Genomic DNA, 19689 nt, shown 5'->3' with positions numbered 1-19689 from the left:
CTGGCAAAAAAGACGATAGCCGGAACCCGGGTTCCGGCTATCGTGCGGTTAAACGGATATGCGAAAATAAACTCAGATCAACAACGGAGCAATAACCAGAGCAACGACACTCATCAACTTGATGAGAATGTTCATCGAGGGTCCCGAAGTATCCTTACAGGGATCGCCAACAGTATCGCCGACCACAGCGGCCTTGTGGGCCTCGCCGCCCTTGCCCTCGCCGGCCAGTTCGCCCTTTTCGATATACTTCTTGGCATTATCCCAGGCGCCCCCTGCGTTGGCCATCATCAGCGCCAACAGCACCCCGGTCACCGTCGCTCCGGCAAGCATGCCGCCCAAAGCTTCGGCCCCCAAAATGAAGCCAACCAGAACCGGGGCGAAAACCGCCACCAGACCGGGAAGCACCATCTCGCGCAGAGCGGCGCGCGTCGAAATGTCGACACACTTCTCAGGCTCAGGCTTGGCGTTGGGATCCCCTTCAAGCAAACCGGGGATTTCACGGAACTGGCGACGGATTTCATCGACCATCTTGCCGGCGGCCCGGCCCACGCTGGTCATGGTCAAGGCACCGATGAAAAACGGCAGAGAGCCGCCGATTAGCATTCCGATGACCGTGCCTGGATTGATCAGATTGATCGCCTCCAACTGAACCGTCGTCGCGTAGGCGGAGAACAGCGCCAGAGCAGTCAGGGCCGCGGAGCCGATAGCAAAACCCTTGCCGATGGCGGCCGTGGTATTGCCGATGGCATCGAGACCATCCGTAATTTTGCGTACATCGGGTCCCAGCCCGGCCATTTCGGAAATCCCGCCGGCGTTGTCGGCGATGGGACCATAGGCATCGACCGTCATGGTCACGCCAACCGTGGCAAGCATGCCCACCGCCGCGATACCGATGCCATAAAGGCCGGCAAAATAGTTGGCGACGAAAATGCTCACGCAGATGATGAGAACCGGAGCGACCGTACTTTCAAGACCGACGGCCAGGCCATGAATAATGTTGGTGGCGGGACCGGTCTTGCTGGCTTCGGCGATGCGGGAAACCGGAGCGGCAGCAGTATAGTACTCGGTAATCTGCCCGATAGCGATACCGGCCAGGGTACCGGCCAGGATCGCCCAGAACACTCCGTTGGCAATATGCAGAAAATTGATCACGAAAAAGGCTGCGATCAGAAATCCGGCTGCGCTGACAAAGGTCGTGTAATGCAAGGCCTTCGCCGGGTCGATGGTTTTGAAGAACTTCATGGAGAAAATGCCGATGACGGAGAACACCAAACCGACCATGGCCAAAACCAGGGGTAGCAACATGGCATTGGCGCGGGTCTGGTGATAGAGTTCGGATCCGACTTCAACAGGGGTGCCTGCCAAAGTGCTGACCAGACCGACGCCGGCCGCGGCGGCGATGGCAATCGTGGCGATGATGGAACCGACGTAGGACTCAAAAATGTCGGCACCCATCCCTGCGGTGTCACCCACACAGTCACCGACGTTGTCGGCAATAACGCCCGGATTGCGGGGGTCATCCTCGGGAATTCCAGCCTCCACCTTGCCGACCAGGTCGGAGCCGACATCGGCCGCCTTGGTATAAATCCCGCCGCCGACACGCGCGAAAAGTGCAATGGACGAGGCGCCCATGGCAAAGCCGGTGATATACTGAGCGGTCTCAGGACTGCCAAAAGCGATGAAGGCAATACCCACACCAACGAGGCCCAGGGAAGCAACCGCCAACCCCATGACCGCGCCGCCATTGAAAGAGACCAGCAAAGCGGCACCCTGCCCTTGGGCGCGCGCCGCCTCCGCGGTACGCACATTAGCGCGCGTTGCCGCCTTCATACCGATAAACCCGCAGGTCATCGAGCAAATAGCGCCGCCAAGAAAAGCCAGGGCGGTCTGGTAATTCATCCCAAAAAGAATCAAGAAAAAAACGGCGACAATGAAGATCGCCAGAACCTGGTATTCGCGCCGCAGAAAAGCCATGGCTCCGGCGTGAATCATCTCGGAAATTTCCCTCATCTTGTCGTTACCGACCGGCTGAGCCTTGACCAACCGGTAATAGAAAACGGCAATGACAAATCCAATGACCCCTAGAATCGGTGCAAACATCTGCAGTTCCATGTGACCCTTACCCTCTCTTCGCTGATAGGATTTAAGCAGTGACTTCCCGGCTGTGATAGGTATTCATGGCTTTTTGCACGCCATCGCGCAGAATGGCTTCGACGGCTTGCGCCGCCCGATCCAGCAGACTGTCCAAAACCTCCATTTCCTCACGCGCAAAAGCGCGCAAAACATAATCGGCCACCTCCTGGCCGGCGACAGGGCGCCCGACGCCGATGCGCAGCCGCAAAAAATCCTCAGAACCAAGGACTTCCTTGATATGGCGCACACCCTTCTGCCCGCCGTGACCGCCGCTGAGCTTAATGCGCAGGGTTCCGAAGGGCAGATCGACATCATCATGCAGAACGAGCAAATCCCCCGGGGAGACCCCGAGGGATTTACAGGCAGATCCGACGCTGGCGCCGCTGAGATTCATGTAAGTATGGGGTTGCAGCAGGGTGACTTCCTCGCCCGCCAGCCGTCCGACACCGTAAAGACCCTGATAACCTTTTTTTTTCAGAGCGATCCCGGTCCTGTCGGCAATGCGGCGCACAGCCATGAAGCCGACATTATGACGGGTATTGGCGTAGGTTTCCCCCGGATTGCCGAGGCCGACGATTAGCTTCACCCCACTCTCCCAGACACCTAGACAGGTTCGACTTCAGTACCTTCTTCGACCTGTTCTTCCTCTTCATCTTCGTCTTTGCGTCCGGTGCAGGTGACGACAGTGAAGTTGACATCGTGAGGAACTTCAACTCCCTCAGGAAGACTGACATCTTCGATATGAACGACGTCGCCGATCCCCAACTCTGTGACATCGATGTCAATGGAGGAGGGAATGCGATCGGGGAGGCAGTAAACCTCAAGTTCGTGGCGAATCACTTCCAGGGATCCGCCGATCTTCTCACCGGCAGCCTTGCCGAGAGCATGAACAGGCACCATGACATGCACTTTCTTTGACATGTCAAAGGCATGAAAATCGACATGACGGGGCGTGCGCAGAATCGTATGAACGACCATGTCCTTAACAATGACGATCTGGCCGGCAAAAGGCCCATTGCCCTGCAGGGTAATGAGGGTGTTCGATCCACCCTCACCGGAGATGGCCTGAGCAAGCGCCTTGGGTTCAACCACTACCGGACAGGGAGCGATATTTTTCCCATAAACAACTCCAGGAACAAGTCCCTGGCGACGCAGAGAGCGCGCAGCGCCCTTGCCGGTATTTTCACGCAAACTGACTTCCAGTTGGGACTGTGCCATCTTATTTATTCCTCCAGAAAAGCGTTGAAAAATGTATCAGCTTAAAACTCGCATGGTCAGACAAACAGTGAGCTGACCGATTCGTCATCATGAATGCGGCGAATAGCCTCGGCTAGCAAAGGCGCCACCGAAAGAGTGCGCAATTTGGGGCAGAGCCCCACCTTGTCCCCCACAGGAATAGTGTTGGTGATCACCACTTCCTCGAGACAACTTTGCGTAATGCGCTCAAGCGCGGGTCCCGACAATACAGGATGGGTCGCACAGGCATACACCTTATCCGCCCCCTTGGCTTTAAGGGCCTGGGCAGCCTGACAAAGGGTGCCGGCAGTGTCGATCATATCGTCGACAATCATGCACACCTCGCCCTCCACATCACCGATGACGTGCATCACTTCGGACACATTGGGACCGCTGCGCCGCTTGTCAATGATCGCCAGACCGGCATCGAGGCGCTTGGCGAAGGCCCGGGCACGCTCGGTACCGCCGGCATCGGGACTGACCACCACCAAACGCCGGGCGGAGAAACGATCTTTAAAATCCTCCAGAATCACCGGGGCGGCATAAAGATTATCGACGGGAATATTGAAAAAACCCTGAATCTGGCCGGCATGCAGATCCATGGTCAGCACGCGGCTCGCGCCGGCGGTGTGGATCAGATCCGCCACCAGCTTGCTGGTAATGGGCGTGCGCGGCGCCACCTTGCGATCCTGCCGCGCATAGCCGAAGTAGGGGATAACGGCGGTGACACGCGCAGCCGAGGCCCGCTTGAGGGCGTCGATCATGATCAGCAGTTCCATAATATTATGGTTAGAAGGCGCACAGGTCGGCTGCACCACATAGACGTCGCGACCGCGCACGTTCTCACCAATTTCGACCATAATCTCGCCGTCGGAAAACGTGCGCACACTGGCACTTGCCAGCGGAACGGAGAGATAACCACAGATCTCCCGGGCAAGAGGAATATTGGAGTTTCCGGTGAAAAGCTTGATTTTGTCCAACGACGCCCCCTTGCCAGGCACGGAAAAAGCACTTCATCCCTAGCACCCACCCGAGACAGGTCGGCCACGAAATGCACTCCGCTTAAAAAAACGACAATCCTCTAAAACTCCAGAACGGAATGGCAGCGCAAGCGCTGCCATTCCGAACCGGGAGAAATAAAGTGGCTGGGGCGCCAGGATTCGAACCTGGGTATGTCGGAATCAAAATCCGATGCCTTACCGCTTGGCGACGCCCCAACATAAAGAAGAAAAACCAAAAAGGAACAAACAGACTGCGAAACCCGGATCTAAACCTCAGTGTCGACCACGGGAGACACCTTAAACACTCGCCACTCCGGATTGCGGGACAGTTGCGCCTGTGCCGCGCCAGCCAGGGCCTCATCATCAAACAGACCAAAAACCGTCGGACCGCTTCCCGACATGAGCGCCCCCAACGCACCGGCGGCGACCAAACGCTCCTTAATATCTGCAATCTGCGGATAGCGCGCGATGGTTACCTGCTCAAGATCATTGTGCAGCAGACGCACCAAATCGTCCGGAGAGCTGAAAAACTCCGGAAGTTTAGCGACATCGAGTGGTGATGTCAACCTCAAATTTCCGTAAACCCAAGCAGTCGAAACCGCGAACCCCGGATTGACCAGAACATACCAGACAGGCGGCAGCGCCGCCACCCGCCGCAAGCGGTCACCGACGCCCGTCGCCCAAGCCGGGCGCCCGAACACAAAGAACGGCACATCGGCACCCAAACGCGCACCCTCCCGCAGCAACGCCTCGCGAGCCAAAGGAGCGCCCAACATCCGATTGAGACCGACCATAACTGTTGCGGCATCCGAGGATCCGCCACCCAGTCCGGCCGCCACGGGAATCCGCTTGTCGATACAAATCCGCGCTCCCAACCCACGACCCGCGGCAGCGAGCACGACGCGCGCCGCTCGAGCAGCGATATTCTGCTCGCCGCTTGCAAGGTCAACCCCCGGGCACTCCACCTCCACCCCCGGCTCATCGCGCAAGGCGATCACTACCCGGTCCGCCAAAGACACCCGCTGCATCAACATGTGCAGATCATGATAGCCATCCGCACGCCGACCAAGCACATGCAGACACAAGTTGATCTTAGCCGGCGCCGCAAACTCCCGGACCATTGCAAACCCTCCCTTCGTATTTCAAAGCCGGACAGATAAAAAACACGCCGTTTTTAAACCAGACAGACACAGACCGTCAAGCCTTGCCGCAATCGAACACACAAACACAGGCCCAAAAAAAACAAAAGCAGTTCTACAGAATCCCCACAGCACAATACGGGGCGGCCAAGATCCGCCACACCTGGCGATACCTCGCCTATTTTTTAAAAAAGAACAGGCTCCGCTACACAGAAATAGAATTGCAATAAAACGATAAACAGGCTAAAGTACAAGCATTTCCCCCGGCTCCATACAGGTTGGCACCGGGATTGCTAAAAGATGGAACGCACAAAACAAAACCGCGTTCTAAAACAGCACCACAAAAGGAGGAGCCATGTCTGTCAAAAGGAAGATGTTCACCAGTCTCACCGCCGCACTGTTTCTTGCCGCCCTGTTCGTTTCCGGAGACATCGCCGAAGCGGCCAAAGCCCGCCTGGCTTTCTCGGGGGGGCCTGACGGCGGCACTTTTCAGTACTTCTCCAACGCCATCTCCTCGCGCCTGTCCCGCACTCAGCCCGACATGGACGTCTCCAACATGGCATCCGCCGGGTCGGTAGAAAACCTGCGCCGCGTCAATTCCGGCGATGCCGACTTCGGCGTTGTTTACGCAGGCGACCTGTATCTGGGCCTCAACGGCCAACTCACCAACGATCCTCGCGAATACAAAAACGTCTATTCCATGGCCTACCTTTATGGCGCCCCTGCTCATCTGATTGTTCTGGACGGAAGAGGAATCAACAGCGTTCAGGACCTGGCGGGCAAGCGCGTTGCCGTCGGTCCCGCCGGGTCCGGCGCCGCTGCCTCGGCGCAACGCTACTTCACAGCCGTCGGCTTGTGGGATAAGTTCACCCCTGAGTTCATCGGCTATAGCCAGGGTGCTTCGGCTCTCGGCGACCGCCTCATCGACGCCATGTGGGTATTTGCCGGGTTCCCCAACTCTTCGGTCATTCAGGCCGCCGCCAGCAATCGCATCAAGATTCTGGATCTGGTGGACGCCGGCCAGGAAGCCGGGTTCTTCGCGGACAACCCTTATTACACCGAAGTCGCCATCCCTGCCGGAACCTATCAGGGGGTCGACAAGGACACCGCTACCTTTCAGGACTCCACCATCTGGGTCGCGGGCAAGCATATCAAGGACGATCATGTCTACCGTGCCCTGGACAACATCTTCTCCGATGAAGGGCTTGCCTTTATGGTGAGCGTAACCACCACCGCCCGCTCCATGAAGATCTCCGACGGCCTGCGCGGCATCGTCACCCCGGTGCACAAGGGTGCCGAGAAGTTCTGGACCGAGAAAGACCTGTCCCTCACCGAGGCGCAAAAACTCAAGTAACTTCTCTTCCATAATACCTGTACGAAGCGGGGCGCAATGCCCCGCTTCGTCTGTCAAGCAGTAGGATCCGGCCCTATTCGCGAATCACCTCCCCACGGAGACATCCATGTCTGAAACACTCGACAAAGACCTTGCCGATCTCGATCCGGAAGAAAAAAAGAAACTGAAAAAATTGATGGAAAAGGACTCCAAGTCCTTCCGCAGCCCAACCGGGCTTTGGAACATCATCGTCGCGGCGCTAAGCGCGGCCCTGGTTTTTTTCTATTTCTACGCCGCCGGCATCGCATCCGTGGGCACCCAATACCATCTCGGCATCTACGTATTCATCACCTACATTCTGGTTTTCCTGCTTTATCCGGCAGGAAAAACCTGGATTCGTGTTCTTTTGAACCTGTTGCTGTCAACGATCCTGACCAGCGCTCTGGCCATTCTTTTCGTCTTCAAAGACCATGTCGTCTACTACGAACGACTTATGGGCCTGACCGACACGTTCAAGAATGAGGGACTCTTGGCCGGCCTTGCCCAGGGCGCTACCTTGTGGCCCCTGGCCCTGGTGATCGTCATCCTGGCCGCTGTCCTCCAGGTAGCGGACGCCTTCTGTGAGCAACGCTGGAAGCAGGCGCCAACACCCTCTGACGCGTTGTTTGCCCTTGCCGCCGCGGGGGTGATCTATTACTGGCTCAACCAGTTTGAAGCCCTTAACTGGCGAGCCGGCGCTGAAAACGAACTGGATTCGCTGATTAGCATCATCGGCATCCTGATCTCTTTCGAAGTCTGCCGACGGGTTCTGGGCTGGTCCATGACCATCATCGGCGCCTCCATGGTGGCATTTGCCTACTTTGGCCCCTACCTGCCGAATCTTCTCGCCCACCGGGGCTTCAGCTTTGAGCGTATCTGCAACGCCCTGTTTCTCACCACCAACGGGGTATTCGGGGTCATGGCCAACGTACTGGCGACCTATGTCATCCTGTTCATTTTCTTTGGCGCTTTTCTGCACAAATCCGGGGCTGGACGTTTCTTCATCGACCTGCCCCTGGCCCTGGCCGGGCGTAGCACCGGCGGGCCGGCAAAGGTTGCGGTTATGGCGTCGGCCTTGTTCGGCTCGGTATCGGGCAGCGCCATCGCCAACACCGTATCTACCGGCGCCTTCACCATCCCTCTCATGAAGCGCGCCGGATTTCGCCCGCATGTGGCCGGCGCCATCGAACCGGCGGCCTCCATCGGCGGCATGTTTCTGCCGCCGATCATGGGTGCCGGCGGCTTTCTCATGGCTGAGCTGACCGGCCTGCCCTATTCCTACATCATGATGATTTCCGTGGGCCCGGCGCTGCTCTACTTCTTTGCCGTTTTCTGCATGATTCATTTCGAGGCGAAAAAGCTCAATATCGTCGGCATCAAAGATGAGGAATTCCCGCACTGGCAGGCGGTTCTCAAGGACGGCTGGTACTATGCGCTGCCGCTGGTCATCATCACTATCCTCATGCTCATGGGCCGCTCTCCCGGCAACGCCGCCTTCTGGGCGACTCTTTCGTGCATCGCAGTCAGCTGGGTGAAAAAAGAAACCCGCATGGGCCCCAAGGAAATCTGGGCAGCTGTCCAGACCGGTGCTCGCAACACCCTGATCATCGGCGCCACCGTCGGGGTCATCGGGGTGATCGTGGGCGTTATTTCGCTCACCGGCATGGGCCTGAAGTTTTCCGATCTGATCATCGCCCTGGCCGGCAACAGCCTGCTGCTGGCAATTATTCTCATCGCCCTGGCATCCCTGGTGCTCGGTATGGGGGTTCCGGTCACGGCTTCCTACCTGATCGTCGCGGTGCTTGCCGTTCCGGCCCTGGGTGAATTCGGCATCGCCGCCATCGTCGCCCACCAGATCGTCTACTGGCTCAGCCAGGACTCCAATATTACGCCGCCGGTGTGTGTGGCTGCCTATGCCGGCGCTGCGATTGCCGGTTCCGATCCGTGGAAAACCGGCTGGACCGCTTTCAAGTTCGCCAAAATGCTCTACGTCATGCCCTTGCTCTTCGCCTTCACTCCGTCTATTCTCTTTCAGGGAAAAATTGTCGAGACGAAAATGCCGGAACTAGTCGCGCCTTTTGCCACGGTGCTCCAGGTCAACGTGAGTGAGGGACAGGATTTCCTTAAAGGTGATGTCCTGGCCACGGTTCAGTCCGGCGGCGAAATCAAGGAAATCAAAGCTGTGCGCGACGCATCTGCGATTCTCATACCCGCGCGGCCCGGCGCCATGATCAGCGCAGGTGACACGCTGGTTCGCGGCGAAATCAAGCCGACGGTTTTCCGCATTTTTTCCTCATTCTTTTCGGCGTTTCTGGGAACCATCGCCTTTTCGAGTCTGATGATGGGTTACTGGATCAGGCGCACGTCCATCGTAGAGTGGGCCCTACTGGCGCCGGCGACCTTCTTGCTCTATTGGCCGAGCTTTCTGACTGACGGCATCGGAGTAGCCATCGTTGCGCTCGTCTGGTTTATGCAGAAAACGAAAAACAAGCGCGAGCAAAACACGGCGGCGGCCTGACACCACGGGAGAAGAGGCAGATTATGGTACCTATTCGCAAAATCCTTTATGCCACGGACTTTTCAGAGAGTTCGGCACCGGCATGCGCCTATGCCCAGACCATCGCGCAACTGGCGGACGCACAGATTCACGTGCTGCATGTCATCGGCGAACTGGCGGACAGTCGCCGCAGCCGCATTCCTCCCGAAGCCTTTGAAATCTTTGAAAAAGAAATCGAGCTCTATGTGGTCAAGGAGATGGAAGAGTTCTGCCGGCGGCATCTCGGGGATACGGTGACCTACACCTCCGAGACCATCATCGGCAACCCCTGCCAAACGATATTAGCAGCGGCGCAGCAGCAAAAGGCTGACCTGATCGTGATGGGCACTCATGGACGGACCGGCCTTGAACACGTACTGGTGGGCAGCACCGCCGAGCGGGTCGTGCGCCGTTCATCCATTCCGGTCCTCACGGTACGCGCGACCCCCTGACCTCTGTCCGCCCAAGGAGAGCCAGTACCATGAAGAAATCCTTACACGTTCTACTGATATTTCTTCTGACGCTGTTCGCGGGCTATCCTGCTGCAAGCGCGACGGCCGCCGAAAAGACCCGCCTGCGTTTTTCCAGCGGACCGCCCGGCGGCACCTTCGAAACCACCGCCCGCGCCCTGACCCTGCGTATCAACGAGCAACGCCCAGGCGTCGAGGTCAGTCTGGCGATTTCCGGTGGCTCCGTTGAGAACCTGCGCCGCGTCAATAGCGGCGAAGCTGATTTCGCCATCGTCTATGCGGGCGACCTGCTCCTGGCCGGCATCGGCCTGCTTCCCTACGACAACCGCATCTATGACCAGGTCCTGGCTGTGGCAACCCTGTACGCTGCCCCGGCGCAACTTGTGGTGCGCGCCAACAGCAACATCACCCGGGTTGAAGACTTGGCCGGCAGGCGTGTTGCCGTCGGCGGAATCGGTTCGGGCGCCGCGGCGACCGCTCAGCGCTTTTTTACCGGCATCGGCCTCTGGGACCGCATCAAACCGGATTTTTCCGGCTACCAGGACGCCATTTCAGCCCTTGGGCACGGCTATGTCGATGCCATCTGGGTGTTTTCCGGCGTCCCTACCGCCGCCGTCACTCAGGCCGCGAAAAGTTTTCCCGTGCGCCTCCTGAATCTTTCCGAGGCAGCGGAGCAGTCCGGTTTTTTCAGGCAATACCCGTTCTTTACCCCCACGGTGATCCCGGCCCATACCTATCCGCACGTCGATTATGAGGTCGCGACCTTCCAGGATCTGGCCGTTTGGGTAGCTGGCGACCAGATCTCCGCCGCAACCGTTGAGCAGGCCCTGGCGGCGGCATCCAGGGATGAAGCACTGGTTGACGGCCGCGAAGGCATCATCACGCCCCTGCACCCGGGAGCCGCGACTTTCTGGGAGAATCATCCCGCACCTTGAGTCCTCCGCGATGAGGAAAGTCGTAAATAACGCGAAAAAGGCGCCCTCGAGGAGGGCGCCTTTTTCGTTTTGAACGCGATCTTGGTCGTTTAATTGCTTACTTTTTGTGGCAGTCGTTGCAGCGTGCGGGGGCACCCATTTCCTTGTGACAGCCGGTGCAGGTCTCATGAGCCCAGTCCTTGGTCACATCGATAGGGCCAATACCATCGGTGTGGCATTTGGCGCAGTCGCCGCCGACATAATCGACGTGAGCCTGATGCTCAAAAGTCACATTTCCGTTGCGCGCTTCATAGGTGTAAACATCGGCGGCAGCGGCAAAGGCGTAGGCAGCGGCGGCAATAACGGCGACTGCGGCAAACCCGGCGATCAAACGTTTCATCTGTAAATCCTCCTTCTTCCCTTATCTGGTCAACTTATTCCACTTCGAGCCCTGTGCCCAAAGCTACTGAGGCTTACTATAGAAAAAAAAACACCCAATTGCAGTCGACATCGCGCCTTCTGCCACCCGATGTCGGCCTATGTCGAAATAATTTCGGGCACTTAACGAGCTTCATGTCGGGTCAGAAGAGCCTTGGAAAGCAGGTTGCGATTAAAAATTCGGCGCGAAAATCCGCTTTTCATGGAGAAAAAACTTTGCCGGGAGATGGATTTCCGTAAAAATACCCGCAAGCTTCTCATTCATCTATCTCAGCCAAGGAGAGTTTTCATGCCCTACGTCAACATCAAGATTACACGTGAAGGCGCCACCACCGAGCAAAAAGCTCAACTCATCGAAGGCGTCACCAACCTGCTGCGCGACACCCTGGGCAAAAATCCCGCGACCACCGTAGTCGTCATCGACGAGGTGGATACCGACAACTGGGGCATCGGCGGGGAGAGCGTCACCCTGCGTCGCAAAAAAGGACAATAGTTCTCCGCGGCATGCCCCATTGACAACTCAGTGTGCGAAAGCGTACCTTGCCGTGCCGGCAAAGCGCGGCGAGGAGATAAAATCAGATGGCAAAACCGAGCAGACAGAAAAAAACACAACAGCAAATCGAATTGACCATCGAGCGACTTGACGATGAGGGCGTAGGCATCGCCATATGGGAGAGCAAAAAGGTGTTGGTGCCCAACGCCTTGCCCGGCGAGCAGGTCAAGGTGGTGGTCGACCATGAAGGCCGGCACCAGATCGGAGCCCGCGTCCTGAAGCGTCTCACCAGTGCTCCCGAACGCAGCCGGCGCTGGGGCTGCCCCCATGCCGAGGAGTGCCTCGGCTGCGGCCTCATCAGCATGGATTACGCGGCGCAGCTGCGCTTCAAGCAACAAAAAGTGAGCGACGCTCTGGGCACGTATCCAAGCCTCGCCCGAGCAGAGATTCTTCCCATTTGGGAGGCTCCGCAACCACTCGGTTATCGCTGCAGCGCCAAACTGGTCATCGGCAAGGAACGCGGGCGCGTGAGCATCGGTCTCTACCGCCGCCACAGCCATCAGGTGGTCGACATCGGCCAATGTCCCCTGCACCATCCGCTGATCAATGAGATCGCTATGGCGGTGCGTGAAGAAATCGAACGTCAGGGCGTCTGGGTTTACAATCCGGCGCGCGGCAGCGGCCTGCTGCGCTACCTGGCGGTGCGGGTTAGCCCCTCACGAAACGAGGCCATGGTGACATTCGTCACCACCGAGCGCAATTATCGCGAAGTCACCCACCTAGCCAAGTGGCTGGTCAAGAAAGTACCGCAGGTGGTATCGGTGCAGCAGAATGTCAATTCTTCGGCAGGCAACGTCATCCTCGGCGCCCAGACACTTAAGATGCTCGGTCATCCCGCCTTGCTCGACCAGGTCGGCGATTTGCGGCTGCGCATATCACCTGCGTCATTTTTTCAGGTCAACCATCCCCAGGCCGAACGCATCTACGAACGGGTGCGCCAATGGGCGGCCTGCCGCCGGGACGAACTGGCTCTGGACCTGTACTGCGGCATCGGCGGCATCGCCATGAATCTTGCGCGGGATGCCGGAGCGGTGCTCGGTATCGAGGCCGTGGAGGAAGCCGTGCGCAATGCCGCTGACAACGCCCGGCTCAATCACCTCGACAATTGCCGCTTTCGCGCCGGGGATGCGGCGGAACTGCTTGAAGACCTGGAAATGGAACTCGCCCCGGGAGCAGTGGCGGTGGTCAACCCCCCACGCAAGGGTTGTGAGGCCGAAGTGCTCAAACGTCTCGCGGCTCTGGCGCCGCGCATGCTGATCTACGTGAGTTGCAACCCCGTCACCCTGGCGCGCGATCTCGACCTTTTGGCCACAATGGGACTGGTCACCGCGGAAATTCAGCCCGTGGACATGTTCCCTCAGACGCCCCACGTCGAATCGATAGCACGGCTGGTGCCGAAAGAAGCTGGCTGAGACCCACCCTAGGGTGCCTCGCCCTCAAGTGCGGCGATGCGCTCCCGGGCCTTCTCGGCGTGGGGAGAATCAGGGTGTTGGTCAACGATATCCTGATAAATGGTTAGCGCACGAGGAATGTTACGCTGCAATTCTTCAAATTGAGCTGTTTCATACATCTCTCCAGCGCGATCACTACACGCCGTAAGAAACAGAACGAAAAAAGCCAGGACAATCCATCGTTTCATCATTTCCCTCCCTGTTTTTTCCATAAACGACCTTTGACAGCATTTAACCCGCGCTTCCCGCCACCGCGTCGCCCAAAGGCAGATGAACCCTGAAGGTCGCGCCCTGCCCGAGCTCACTGTCCACCTCGATGGTCCCACCGTGACGCTCAACAATGCCGTAGGACACAGACAGGCCCAGCCCGCTGCCGCCGCGCTTGGTGGTAAAGAAAGGGTTGAACAACTTGGCCCGCACCGCCGGGGCTATGCCCGGTCCGGTATCGGTGATAGTGATGACAAGTTCGGCATTGCCCACCTCGGTGCGCAACAGTAAAAGCCCCTCCCCGGCCATAGCCTCAACGGCATTGACAAGTAAATTGGTGAAAACCTGGCGCAACTGCCCACTATCGGCGCTCAGCATCGGCAAATCGGGGTAAAGGTTTCTCTTGAGGGTGATCTCGGTCATGCCCACCTGGTGAGGCAATTGGGAGAGAATTTCCTCCAGCAAGGCGTTGATATCAACGCGATCTTCATGCATCGCCTGACGACGGGCAAAGGCCAGCAGGTTGCCGGTGATGCGCGCGATGCGCTCGGTCTGCTTCATCACCTCCTCGGCCTCCTCGCGCCCGGGCGCTTCAGCGTTCAACTCCATCAGCAGCAATTCGGTGTTGCCGCGAATAATCGCCGTAGGGTTGTTGATCTCGTGCGCCACGCCTGCCGCCAGCGCGCCGATGGCGGCCAGTTTCTCATTGCGCACCAGCTCCTCCTGGGCCTGAATGAGTTCTTGATTCTTGTCCTCCAACAGGCGGGTGCGTTCAACAACCTTGGTTTCCAACTCGCGGGCAAACATTTGCAACTGCTCTTCACGTTCGCGTAAGGCCCGCGTCATGTGATTGAACGCCTGGGTCAGCCGTCCGATTTCATCGGCCTCATGCACGGGCAGGTCTAAGTTACGCTCGCCGCGCGCCACCTTTTGAGTCATCTGCTCCAGATCGAGAATGGGACGCGAGAGCCTTTTCGAACCCTGGCGAGCCAGCAGGTAACCAAGCGCCGAACTGACAACCAGAATCAGCATCAAGACCCAGGCAGCGCGGGTCTGCAAGTCCTTGTACGGAGCCTCCAGAAGCCCCACGTAAAGAGAGCCGATGGCGTTACCGTGGCTGTCGAGAATCGGCTCATAGGCGGTCAGATACCAGTCATGCACGACCAGCGCCCGATCAAGCCAGGTTTTTCGCTCGGCCAGAACGGTGTGCGCCACTTCCCGGGACACCAGCGTCCCCAAGGCGCGCTCGCCATTGCGCAAACGTACGGTAGTCGCCACCCGCACGTCGGCAAGAAAGATGGTGGCGCTGCCCAAGGACTTGTCGCCATAGACTTCATCACCGTAGACCCGCTCTTTGATGCGATCGACAAGATCCAGATTGCGATTCAACAAAATCCCGCCATAGAGACAACCCAGAACGCTCCCATCCCGGGCAAGAACGGGATAGGCGGCCAAAAGAAACATGCCGCGATTTTCGAAGCGATCGCGCCCCGGTCCCACCGCCGCCTCAGCCAAACGGATGCGCGCGTGCCGTGCGGCATGGGGGTTTTCCTGCTCCATTTGCGCAGCAGACATGATAATCGTGCCGGCAAACGTCTCGCCCGCAAGGGCGGTCTCCACATAGGGTGCAGAAACAACCGCACCCCCCTGTGCATCAGGGTTGCCGGCACGCACCAAGGCGACTCCGGAGGCATCGGTCAAAGTCAGAACGTCCATGCCGCTGCCCACCATGACTTCCTGCAAACGGCGCTGAACCTGATCCGCCTCAGTCTGCGCCAATAAATCCCCTAGACCGGTGGTTTGCACCGCAAATTGCAGAGCCTCGTACAAAGCGCTTTTTTGCTGATTGTATTCGGCACGGGCCGCCTCAAGATCGCTGCGCACTTTTTTCTGCGCCTCGCCGACAATCCAGGCATTGATCAGATAGAACCCCAGGAAGGTGACGACGACCATGGCCACCGCCAGAGGCGCCAGAGCGGCAAGCGTCAGTTTGGCGCGAATGGATAAAAAGCGTGGGGCGAAAAACATCATGAAAGATCGCCGGCCGCCGCGGGGCTCAGATCGAATTCCTTGATTTTGCGATCAAGAGTTTTGCGAGTAATGCCCAGCAAGATTGCTGCCTGGCTTTTGTTCCAAACGGTTTCGCGCAAAGCCAGAACGATCTGACGCCGCTCGGCTTCGCGCAGGGGCAAAGGCCCGTCCTCGGCAACCGGCGGGCGCGCACAGCCGGTCAGCTTCAGGGGCAGCGCCTCGGGAGTCATGACCTCGCCATCGGCAAGAATGGTACCGCGCTCGATGACGTTTTCCAGCTCACGCACATTGCCCGGCCAGGCATAGGCGCGTAAAGCCGCAAGAGCTTCGGCATCGATACGCCGCACGGAACTTCCCGTCTTAGGGATCATCTTGCTGAGAAAATGAAGGGCCAGGGGTTCGATGTCCTCGCTACGCTCGCGCAAAGGCGGCAGGGACAGGCCAATGACGTTGAGGCGATAAAAAAGATCCTCGCGAAAACGCCCCGCCGCCACCTCTTTTTCCAGATCCTTGTTGGTGGCGGCAATAAAGCGCACATTCACGCGTTTGGGGCGGGTTGCCCCCACGGCAATAAACTCTCCTTCCTGCAGCACCCGCAATAGTTTGGCCTGCAGGGCCGGACTCACATCGCCGATTTCGTCGAGAAAAAGAGTGCCGCCATGGGCTTCCTCGAGAATGCCTTTCTGATTCTGCCCAGCCCCGGTGAACGCGCCGCGCACATGCCCAAAAAGCTGGCTCTCCAGCAGGGTTTCGGCTAATGCGGCGCAGTTGACCGCGAGAAAACGCTGCTCGTTACGGTGACTTGCGCGGTGAACGGCGCGCGCGACCACCTCTTTCCCGGTGCCGCTCTCCCCCAGGATAAGCACGTTGGAGTCGGTAGCCGCGACCCGCACGGCCAGATCGATGACCTTGCGAAACGCCGGGCTCTCGGCGATGATGGTACCGGGATCGACCTGATTCTTCAATTCGCTGCGCAGTTGGCGATTTTCTTCAATCAATTGTTCGCGCTCGAAGCAGTGCCGCACCAGGGTGAACAGTTTTTCCTGGGGAAAGGGCTTGGAGAGATAATCATAAGCGCCAAGCTTCATCGCCTCGACTGCAGAGTCGATGGTGCCGTGCCCCGTCATCATTACCACCATAAGCTGCGGGCGCAGCTCGCGCACCCGCCGCAGGGTATCGATGCCGTCGAGTTCAGGCATTTTCATGTCGAGGAGCAGTAACCCCGCCGGCTCCTCGGCGGCGCCCTCCTCGAGGTGGCGCAGCAGGCGCAGGGGGCTGGAAAAAACCTCCACCTCATAACCCTGGCTGAGCAGCATCTTTTGTAAATAACGCAAGATGCCGGCTTCATCGTCACAGATATAGATGTGCCGTCCCATGCCGCCCTTTCGTTTCCTTGAGTTCGCCGATCGTTTCTGCGCAGACTGTTCTATAATGGCCGGGCGACAGGGTCAAGCCTCTTTGCCGGCGACAATTAAGCGGCAATGCCCAATCGCACCGCAGGGCGTGGTGGCTGAATGCCGCCCGGTCTGCGGCGCATGCTGAACGGCTAACTTTGTTGTTTCCAGAAACAGGATCGAACAAAAAACACCCATCCACAACCGTGAAAACCACCCTGCGGAAAACCAGCGCAATGATTGCAATACGGCAGCGGAAAAGCTAATATACCGCATTGCCAACCCCTATCAACCCCCAGATCAGGATGAGCCACCATGCAAACCCTTGACTGCCGCGAACAAAAGTGCCCCCACCCCGTCATTGAAACCCGCAAGTTGATCCTGGCAAGCCGCGGCGAACCTTTGGAAGTTCTGGTGGGGGATGAAACCGCGCGTGAAAACGTCACCCGCATGGCTCAGAGTCAGGGTTACCAAGTCAGCGGTAACCCGATCGAGGGGGGGTTCGCCTTGCATCTCAGTCGCGGCGAAAAAGCAACCCCAACCCTGCCCCAGCAAGCTCCTGCGGGCCAGACGCTGGTCTACATCAGCGCCGAAACCATGGGCGCGGGCAGCGATGAACTGGGCCGCGTGTTGCTAAAGAATTTTTTCTTCACCCTGGCTGAGTTGGAAACCCCGCCGAGCAGCATCTTCTTCGTCAACGCCGGCGTCAAGCTGGTCTGTAGCGACTCCGAGGTGCGCGAGACGCTGGAAAAACTCGCTTGCGCCGGCACCGACATTGCCGCCTGCGGGCTGTGCCTGGAATATTTCCACATAAAGGATCAGATCGCGGTGGGCCGAGTCACCAACATGCTCGACATCGTCACGTCCCTGAGCGAAGCGGGCCGCGTTATACGCCCCTGAGCGTTCCCGCTTCCAGGATGCCAGTCAATCCAAAAGTTCCAGCGGATAGCGCTTGCGCAAACCATCCATCCAGGCCTGAGTCAGCTCTTCGCCCTGCTCTTTCTCTAATTGCGCCCGGATGCGCTCGCGCATTTCATCCAGGTGCATCTGGCGGGGCTCGTTGATCTCGACCAACTGAATGATGTGAAAACCGAAACGCGTGCGCACCAGATCCGAAACTTGACCCGGTTCAAGAGCCAATAGTGCTTCCTCGAACTCGGGAACCACCTGTCCTTCGTGAAAATAGCCGAGATCGCCGCCCACATAGCGGGTGCGGTCATCGGAATTATAATAAGCGAGGTTGTAGAAATTCTCGCCCGCGCGCGCCTGTGCCAGCAGTTCCGCGGCGTGCTGCCGTCGCTCCTCGCGTTCTTCTGTCGCAGAGGAGGGATCAACCCGGATCAGGATGTGGCTGGCACGAAACTGACGCGGCCGAAAGAAACGCTCCTGGTTGGCCTCGTAATGGGCTCGCACCTTATCCTCGCTCACCGTGATTTTGGCGTCCACGGCCGCCAAGCGCGCCTTTTCGGCCAGAAGTCCGCGAAACATCAGCGCGCGGATCTGCTCATAAACCTGTGCGCCCAGGTCCTCGCGCATGGCCTCCGCCGTGGCATAGCGCCCCATCAGGGGCTGCATGGCCGCCGCCAGCTCAACCTCCGTCACGGAGATCTTCTGCTCACGCGCCCAGTTGACTTGATAGGCCTGATCGATCAACTCGGACAGCGCCTCCTGGCGGATCTCCTCGATCTTTTCAGGAGAAATCTTGCCGTGAAAGCCGACCTGCATGGGCAGCCGGCGCTGCACCGTCAGAGCCAGATCAAATTCAGACACCGACACCTCACCCACCCGGGCAAGAAGCCCCTCATCCGCTGCCACACCCACGGCACCAAAGCAAAACAGCATCAGACAAAACGCACCCAGGAGCCTGGATTTCAGGCGAATCGAATACATCGGTAAAATTCTCCTCAAGCAAAGGGGATAAGACGATAGAAGCTGGACTCAGCGCTTAATGTTAAATTATTTTTAAAATTATTGCCAGAAGTAAAACGGCGAACGGGTCTTTCTCCTTGATTCGACTTGGAAACAGGATTAACATGTCTCGCAATGTCGGCGCACTTCGGGAGTAGTTCGTAGTCTGGTGACGCGCTCGGTCTTCAAAACCGATGAGGGGCGTATCCCGTCCCTGGTGGGTTCGATTCCCATCTGCTCCCGCCAACTAATAAAAACAAGGGGTTTGGCCAAAAGGCCAAACCCCTTGTTTTTATTAGAAGTTGTAGACAACCTGGCTTTTGGGAACAATTTTGAGACACTGAGCTCAAGATTGAAGAAGTCGATGGCAGCCATAAGCAAGCGCGGGCCCTATCAATGGCAGGTCAAAATTCGGGGCAAGGGCTGGCCGGTCCAGACCAGTTTTTCATACCCCTGAAGGCGTGCTGATGGCCGGCGCTGCGTCCAGGCATAATAACACATCCAGAACATCATACAGCACGGGCAAGGAATAGGCCTCCTTCTCGATATCAATCAGTTGACACCGCTCCCCCGACTCTTTGGCGAAGAAGGCCGCCGTTTTTCTTTCAAATTTTCTCTCGCCTGCTGCAAACGACGATTCTCTTTTCTCAGTCGCGCCAATTCTGCTTTTAGAGCAGCGCAGCCTCAGAGCTGAGGAGCTTACGCCAGTAAAAAGCCCCCTCCCCGGTCAGCAGTCTGCTTCCGGGGAGGGGGCAAAATCATAATATCCCTTATTTTTTTTGGTCGGCAGGCTGGATCGTTACCTCCTCCTGCTTGGCCTTGATCTGCTCTTCCAACTGCTTGAGGGCATGGCTCAATCCGTTGATAAAGTTCGGGGCCGTGAGCGCCGGCAAAATCAGGGTCGCC

17 protein-coding genes and 2 tRNA genes are annotated in these 19689 nt (G+C 57.9%); 8 read left to right on the top strand and 11 right to left on the bottom strand.

From position 1 onward, the window contains the following. Positions 1 to 72 precede the first annotated feature (72 nt). From GFER_RS09085 to ispE, 6 genes are all read right to left on the bottom strand, one after another. A complete protein-coding gene (locus GFER_RS09085; protein WP_040098822.1) occupies positions 73 to 2112 on the bottom strand; it encodes a sodium-translocating pyrophosphatase in 2040 nt (679 codons plus the stop codon). A 31-nt stretch (positions 2113 to 2143) separates the two neighbouring features. After that, positions 2144 to 2719 carry an aminoacyl-tRNA hydrolase gene (gene pth / locus GFER_RS09080; protein ID WP_040098820.1) on the bottom strand — a complete coding sequence of 192 codons (576 nt, stop codon included), beginning with the start codon at positions 2717 to 2719 and terminating at the stop codon, positions 2144 to 2146. Between the two features lie 17 nt (positions 2720 to 2736). Next, on the bottom strand, positions 2737 to 3351 hold the full coding sequence (locus GFER_RS09075; RefSeq protein ID WP_040098819.1) for a 50S ribosomal protein L25/general stress protein Ctc: 615 nt from the start codon (positions 3349 to 3351) through the stop codon (positions 2737 to 2739). Positions 3352 to 3407: 56 nt separating this feature from the next. Further along, positions 3408 to 4349, bottom strand: a complete 942-nt coding sequence (locus GFER_RS09070; protein ID WP_040098817.1) for a ribose-phosphate pyrophosphokinase — start codon at positions 4347 to 4349, stop codon at positions 3408 to 3410. 162 nt (positions 4350 to 4511) lie between these two features. Further along, positions 4512 to 4586: transfer RNA gene (locus tag GFER_RS09065), tRNA-Gln, on the bottom strand. Between the two features lie 50 nt (positions 4587 to 4636). Then, positions 4637 to 5491, bottom strand: coding sequence for a 4-(cytidine 5'-diphospho)-2-C-methyl-D-erythritol kinase (gene ispE, locus GFER_RS09060; RefSeq protein ID WP_040098815.1), 855 nt, complete (start codon positions 5489 to 5491; stop codon positions 4637 to 4639). Between the two features lie 373 nt (positions 5492 to 5864). On the opposite strand from ispE, the gene GFER_RS09050 reads away from it, so the two are divergent. The 4 genes from GFER_RS09050 (at position 5865) to GFER_RS09035 (ending at position 10822) form a co-directional block, all read left to right on the top strand. Then, a complete protein-coding gene (locus GFER_RS09050; RefSeq protein ID WP_040098810.1) occupies positions 5865 to 6863 on the top strand; it encodes a TAXI family TRAP transporter solute-binding subunit in 999 nt (332 codons plus the stop codon). A 106-nt stretch (positions 6864 to 6969) separates the two neighbouring features. After that, the gene (locus tag GFER_RS09045) at positions 6970 to 9399 is read left to right on the top strand and encodes a TRAP transporter fused permease subunit (protein WP_040098808.1); all 2430 of its coding nucleotides are present in this window, start codon (positions 6970 to 6972) and stop codon (positions 9397 to 9399) included. A 23-nt stretch (positions 9400 to 9422) separates the two neighbouring features. Then, positions 9423 to 9869, top strand: coding sequence for a universal stress protein (locus tag GFER_RS09040; RefSeq protein WP_040098806.1), 447 nt, complete (start codon positions 9423 to 9425; stop codon positions 9867 to 9869). Positions 9870 to 9898: 29 nt separating this feature from the next. After that, positions 9899 to 10822: a TAXI family TRAP transporter solute-binding subunit gene (locus GFER_RS09035; protein ID WP_040098805.1), complete on the top strand. Its 924-nt coding sequence runs from the start codon at positions 9899 to 9901 to the stop codon at positions 10820 to 10822. Positions 10823 to 10919: 97 nt separating this feature from the next. Here GFER_RS09035 and GFER_RS09030 read toward each other — a convergent pair whose 3' ends face one another. Then, positions 10920 to 11201, bottom strand: coding sequence for a cytochrome c3 family protein (locus GFER_RS09030; RefSeq protein ID WP_040098803.1), 282 nt, complete (start codon positions 11199 to 11201; stop codon positions 10920 to 10922). A gap of 327 nt (positions 11202 to 11528) precedes the next feature. On the opposite strand from GFER_RS09030, the gene GFER_RS09025 reads away from it, so the two are divergent. Both GFER_RS09025 and rlmD read left to right on the top strand, forming a co-directional pair. After that, complete coding sequence (locus GFER_RS09025; protein WP_040098801.1) at positions 11529 to 11732, top strand: 2-hydroxymuconate tautomerase family protein; 204 nt, start codon at positions 11529 to 11531, stop codon at positions 11730 to 11732. An 86-nt stretch (positions 11733 to 11818) separates the two neighbouring features. Beyond that, positions 11819 to 13204 carry a 23S rRNA (uracil(1939)-C(5))-methyltransferase RlmD gene (gene rlmD / locus GFER_RS09020; RefSeq protein ID WP_040098799.1) on the top strand — a complete coding sequence of 462 codons (1386 nt, stop codon included), beginning with the start codon at positions 11819 to 11821 and terminating at the stop codon, positions 13202 to 13204. A gap of 8 nt (positions 13205 to 13212) precedes the next feature. On the opposite strand, the gene GFER_RS09015 is transcribed toward rlmD, so the two are convergent. From GFER_RS09015 to GFER_RS09005, 3 genes are read right to left on the bottom strand one after another with little or no spacing between them, the layout of a single operon-like run. Next, entirely contained in the window at positions 13213 to 13434 is a 222-nt protein-coding gene (locus tag GFER_RS09015) for an outer membrane protein assembly factor BamD (RefSeq protein ID WP_235264048.1), read from the bottom strand. 40 nt (positions 13435 to 13474) lie between these two features. Further along, positions 13475 to 15481, bottom strand: coding sequence for a cache domain-containing protein (locus tag GFER_RS09010; protein WP_052446234.1), 2007 nt, complete (start codon positions 15479 to 15481; stop codon positions 13475 to 13477). Then, the gene (locus GFER_RS09005) at positions 15478 to 16857 is read right to left on the bottom strand and encodes a sigma-54-dependent transcriptional regulator (protein WP_040098796.1); all 1380 of its coding nucleotides are present in this window, start codon (positions 16855 to 16857) and stop codon (positions 15478 to 15480) included. Before GFER_RS09005 ends, GFER_RS09010 begins: the two co-directional genes overlap by 4 nt. A 333-nt stretch (positions 16858 to 17190) precedes the next feature. Between GFER_RS09005 and yedF the strand changes: the two genes are divergently transcribed. After that, the gene (gene yedF, locus GFER_RS09000; protein WP_040098794.1) at positions 17191 to 17775 is read left to right on the top strand and encodes a sulfurtransferase-like selenium metabolism protein YedF; all 585 of its coding nucleotides are present in this window, start codon (positions 17191 to 17193) and stop codon (positions 17773 to 17775) included. 24 nt (positions 17776 to 17799) lie between these two features. Here the strand turns inward: yedF and GFER_RS08995 are convergent, their stop codons facing one another. After that, a complete protein-coding gene (locus GFER_RS08995) occupies positions 17800 to 18765 on the bottom strand; it encodes a peptidylprolyl isomerase (protein ID WP_040098791.1) in 966 nt (321 codons plus the stop codon). Between the two features lie 168 nt (positions 18766 to 18933). Here GFER_RS08995 and GFER_RS08990 point away from each other — a divergent pair. Beyond that, positions 18934 to 19029: transfer RNA gene (locus tag GFER_RS08990), tRNA-Sec, on the top strand. Positions 19030 to 19689 lie beyond the last annotated feature (660 nt).

This window comes from Geoalkalibacter ferrihydriticus DSM 17813 (assembly GCF_000820505.1).
GTDB classification, from domain to species: domain Bacteria; phylum Desulfobacterota; class Desulfuromonadia; order Desulfuromonadales; family Geoalkalibacteraceae; genus Geoalkalibacter; species Geoalkalibacter ferrihydriticus.
Note: the sequence above shows the minus strand (reverse complement) of the source record. Positions and strands in the feature narration are given on the sequence as shown.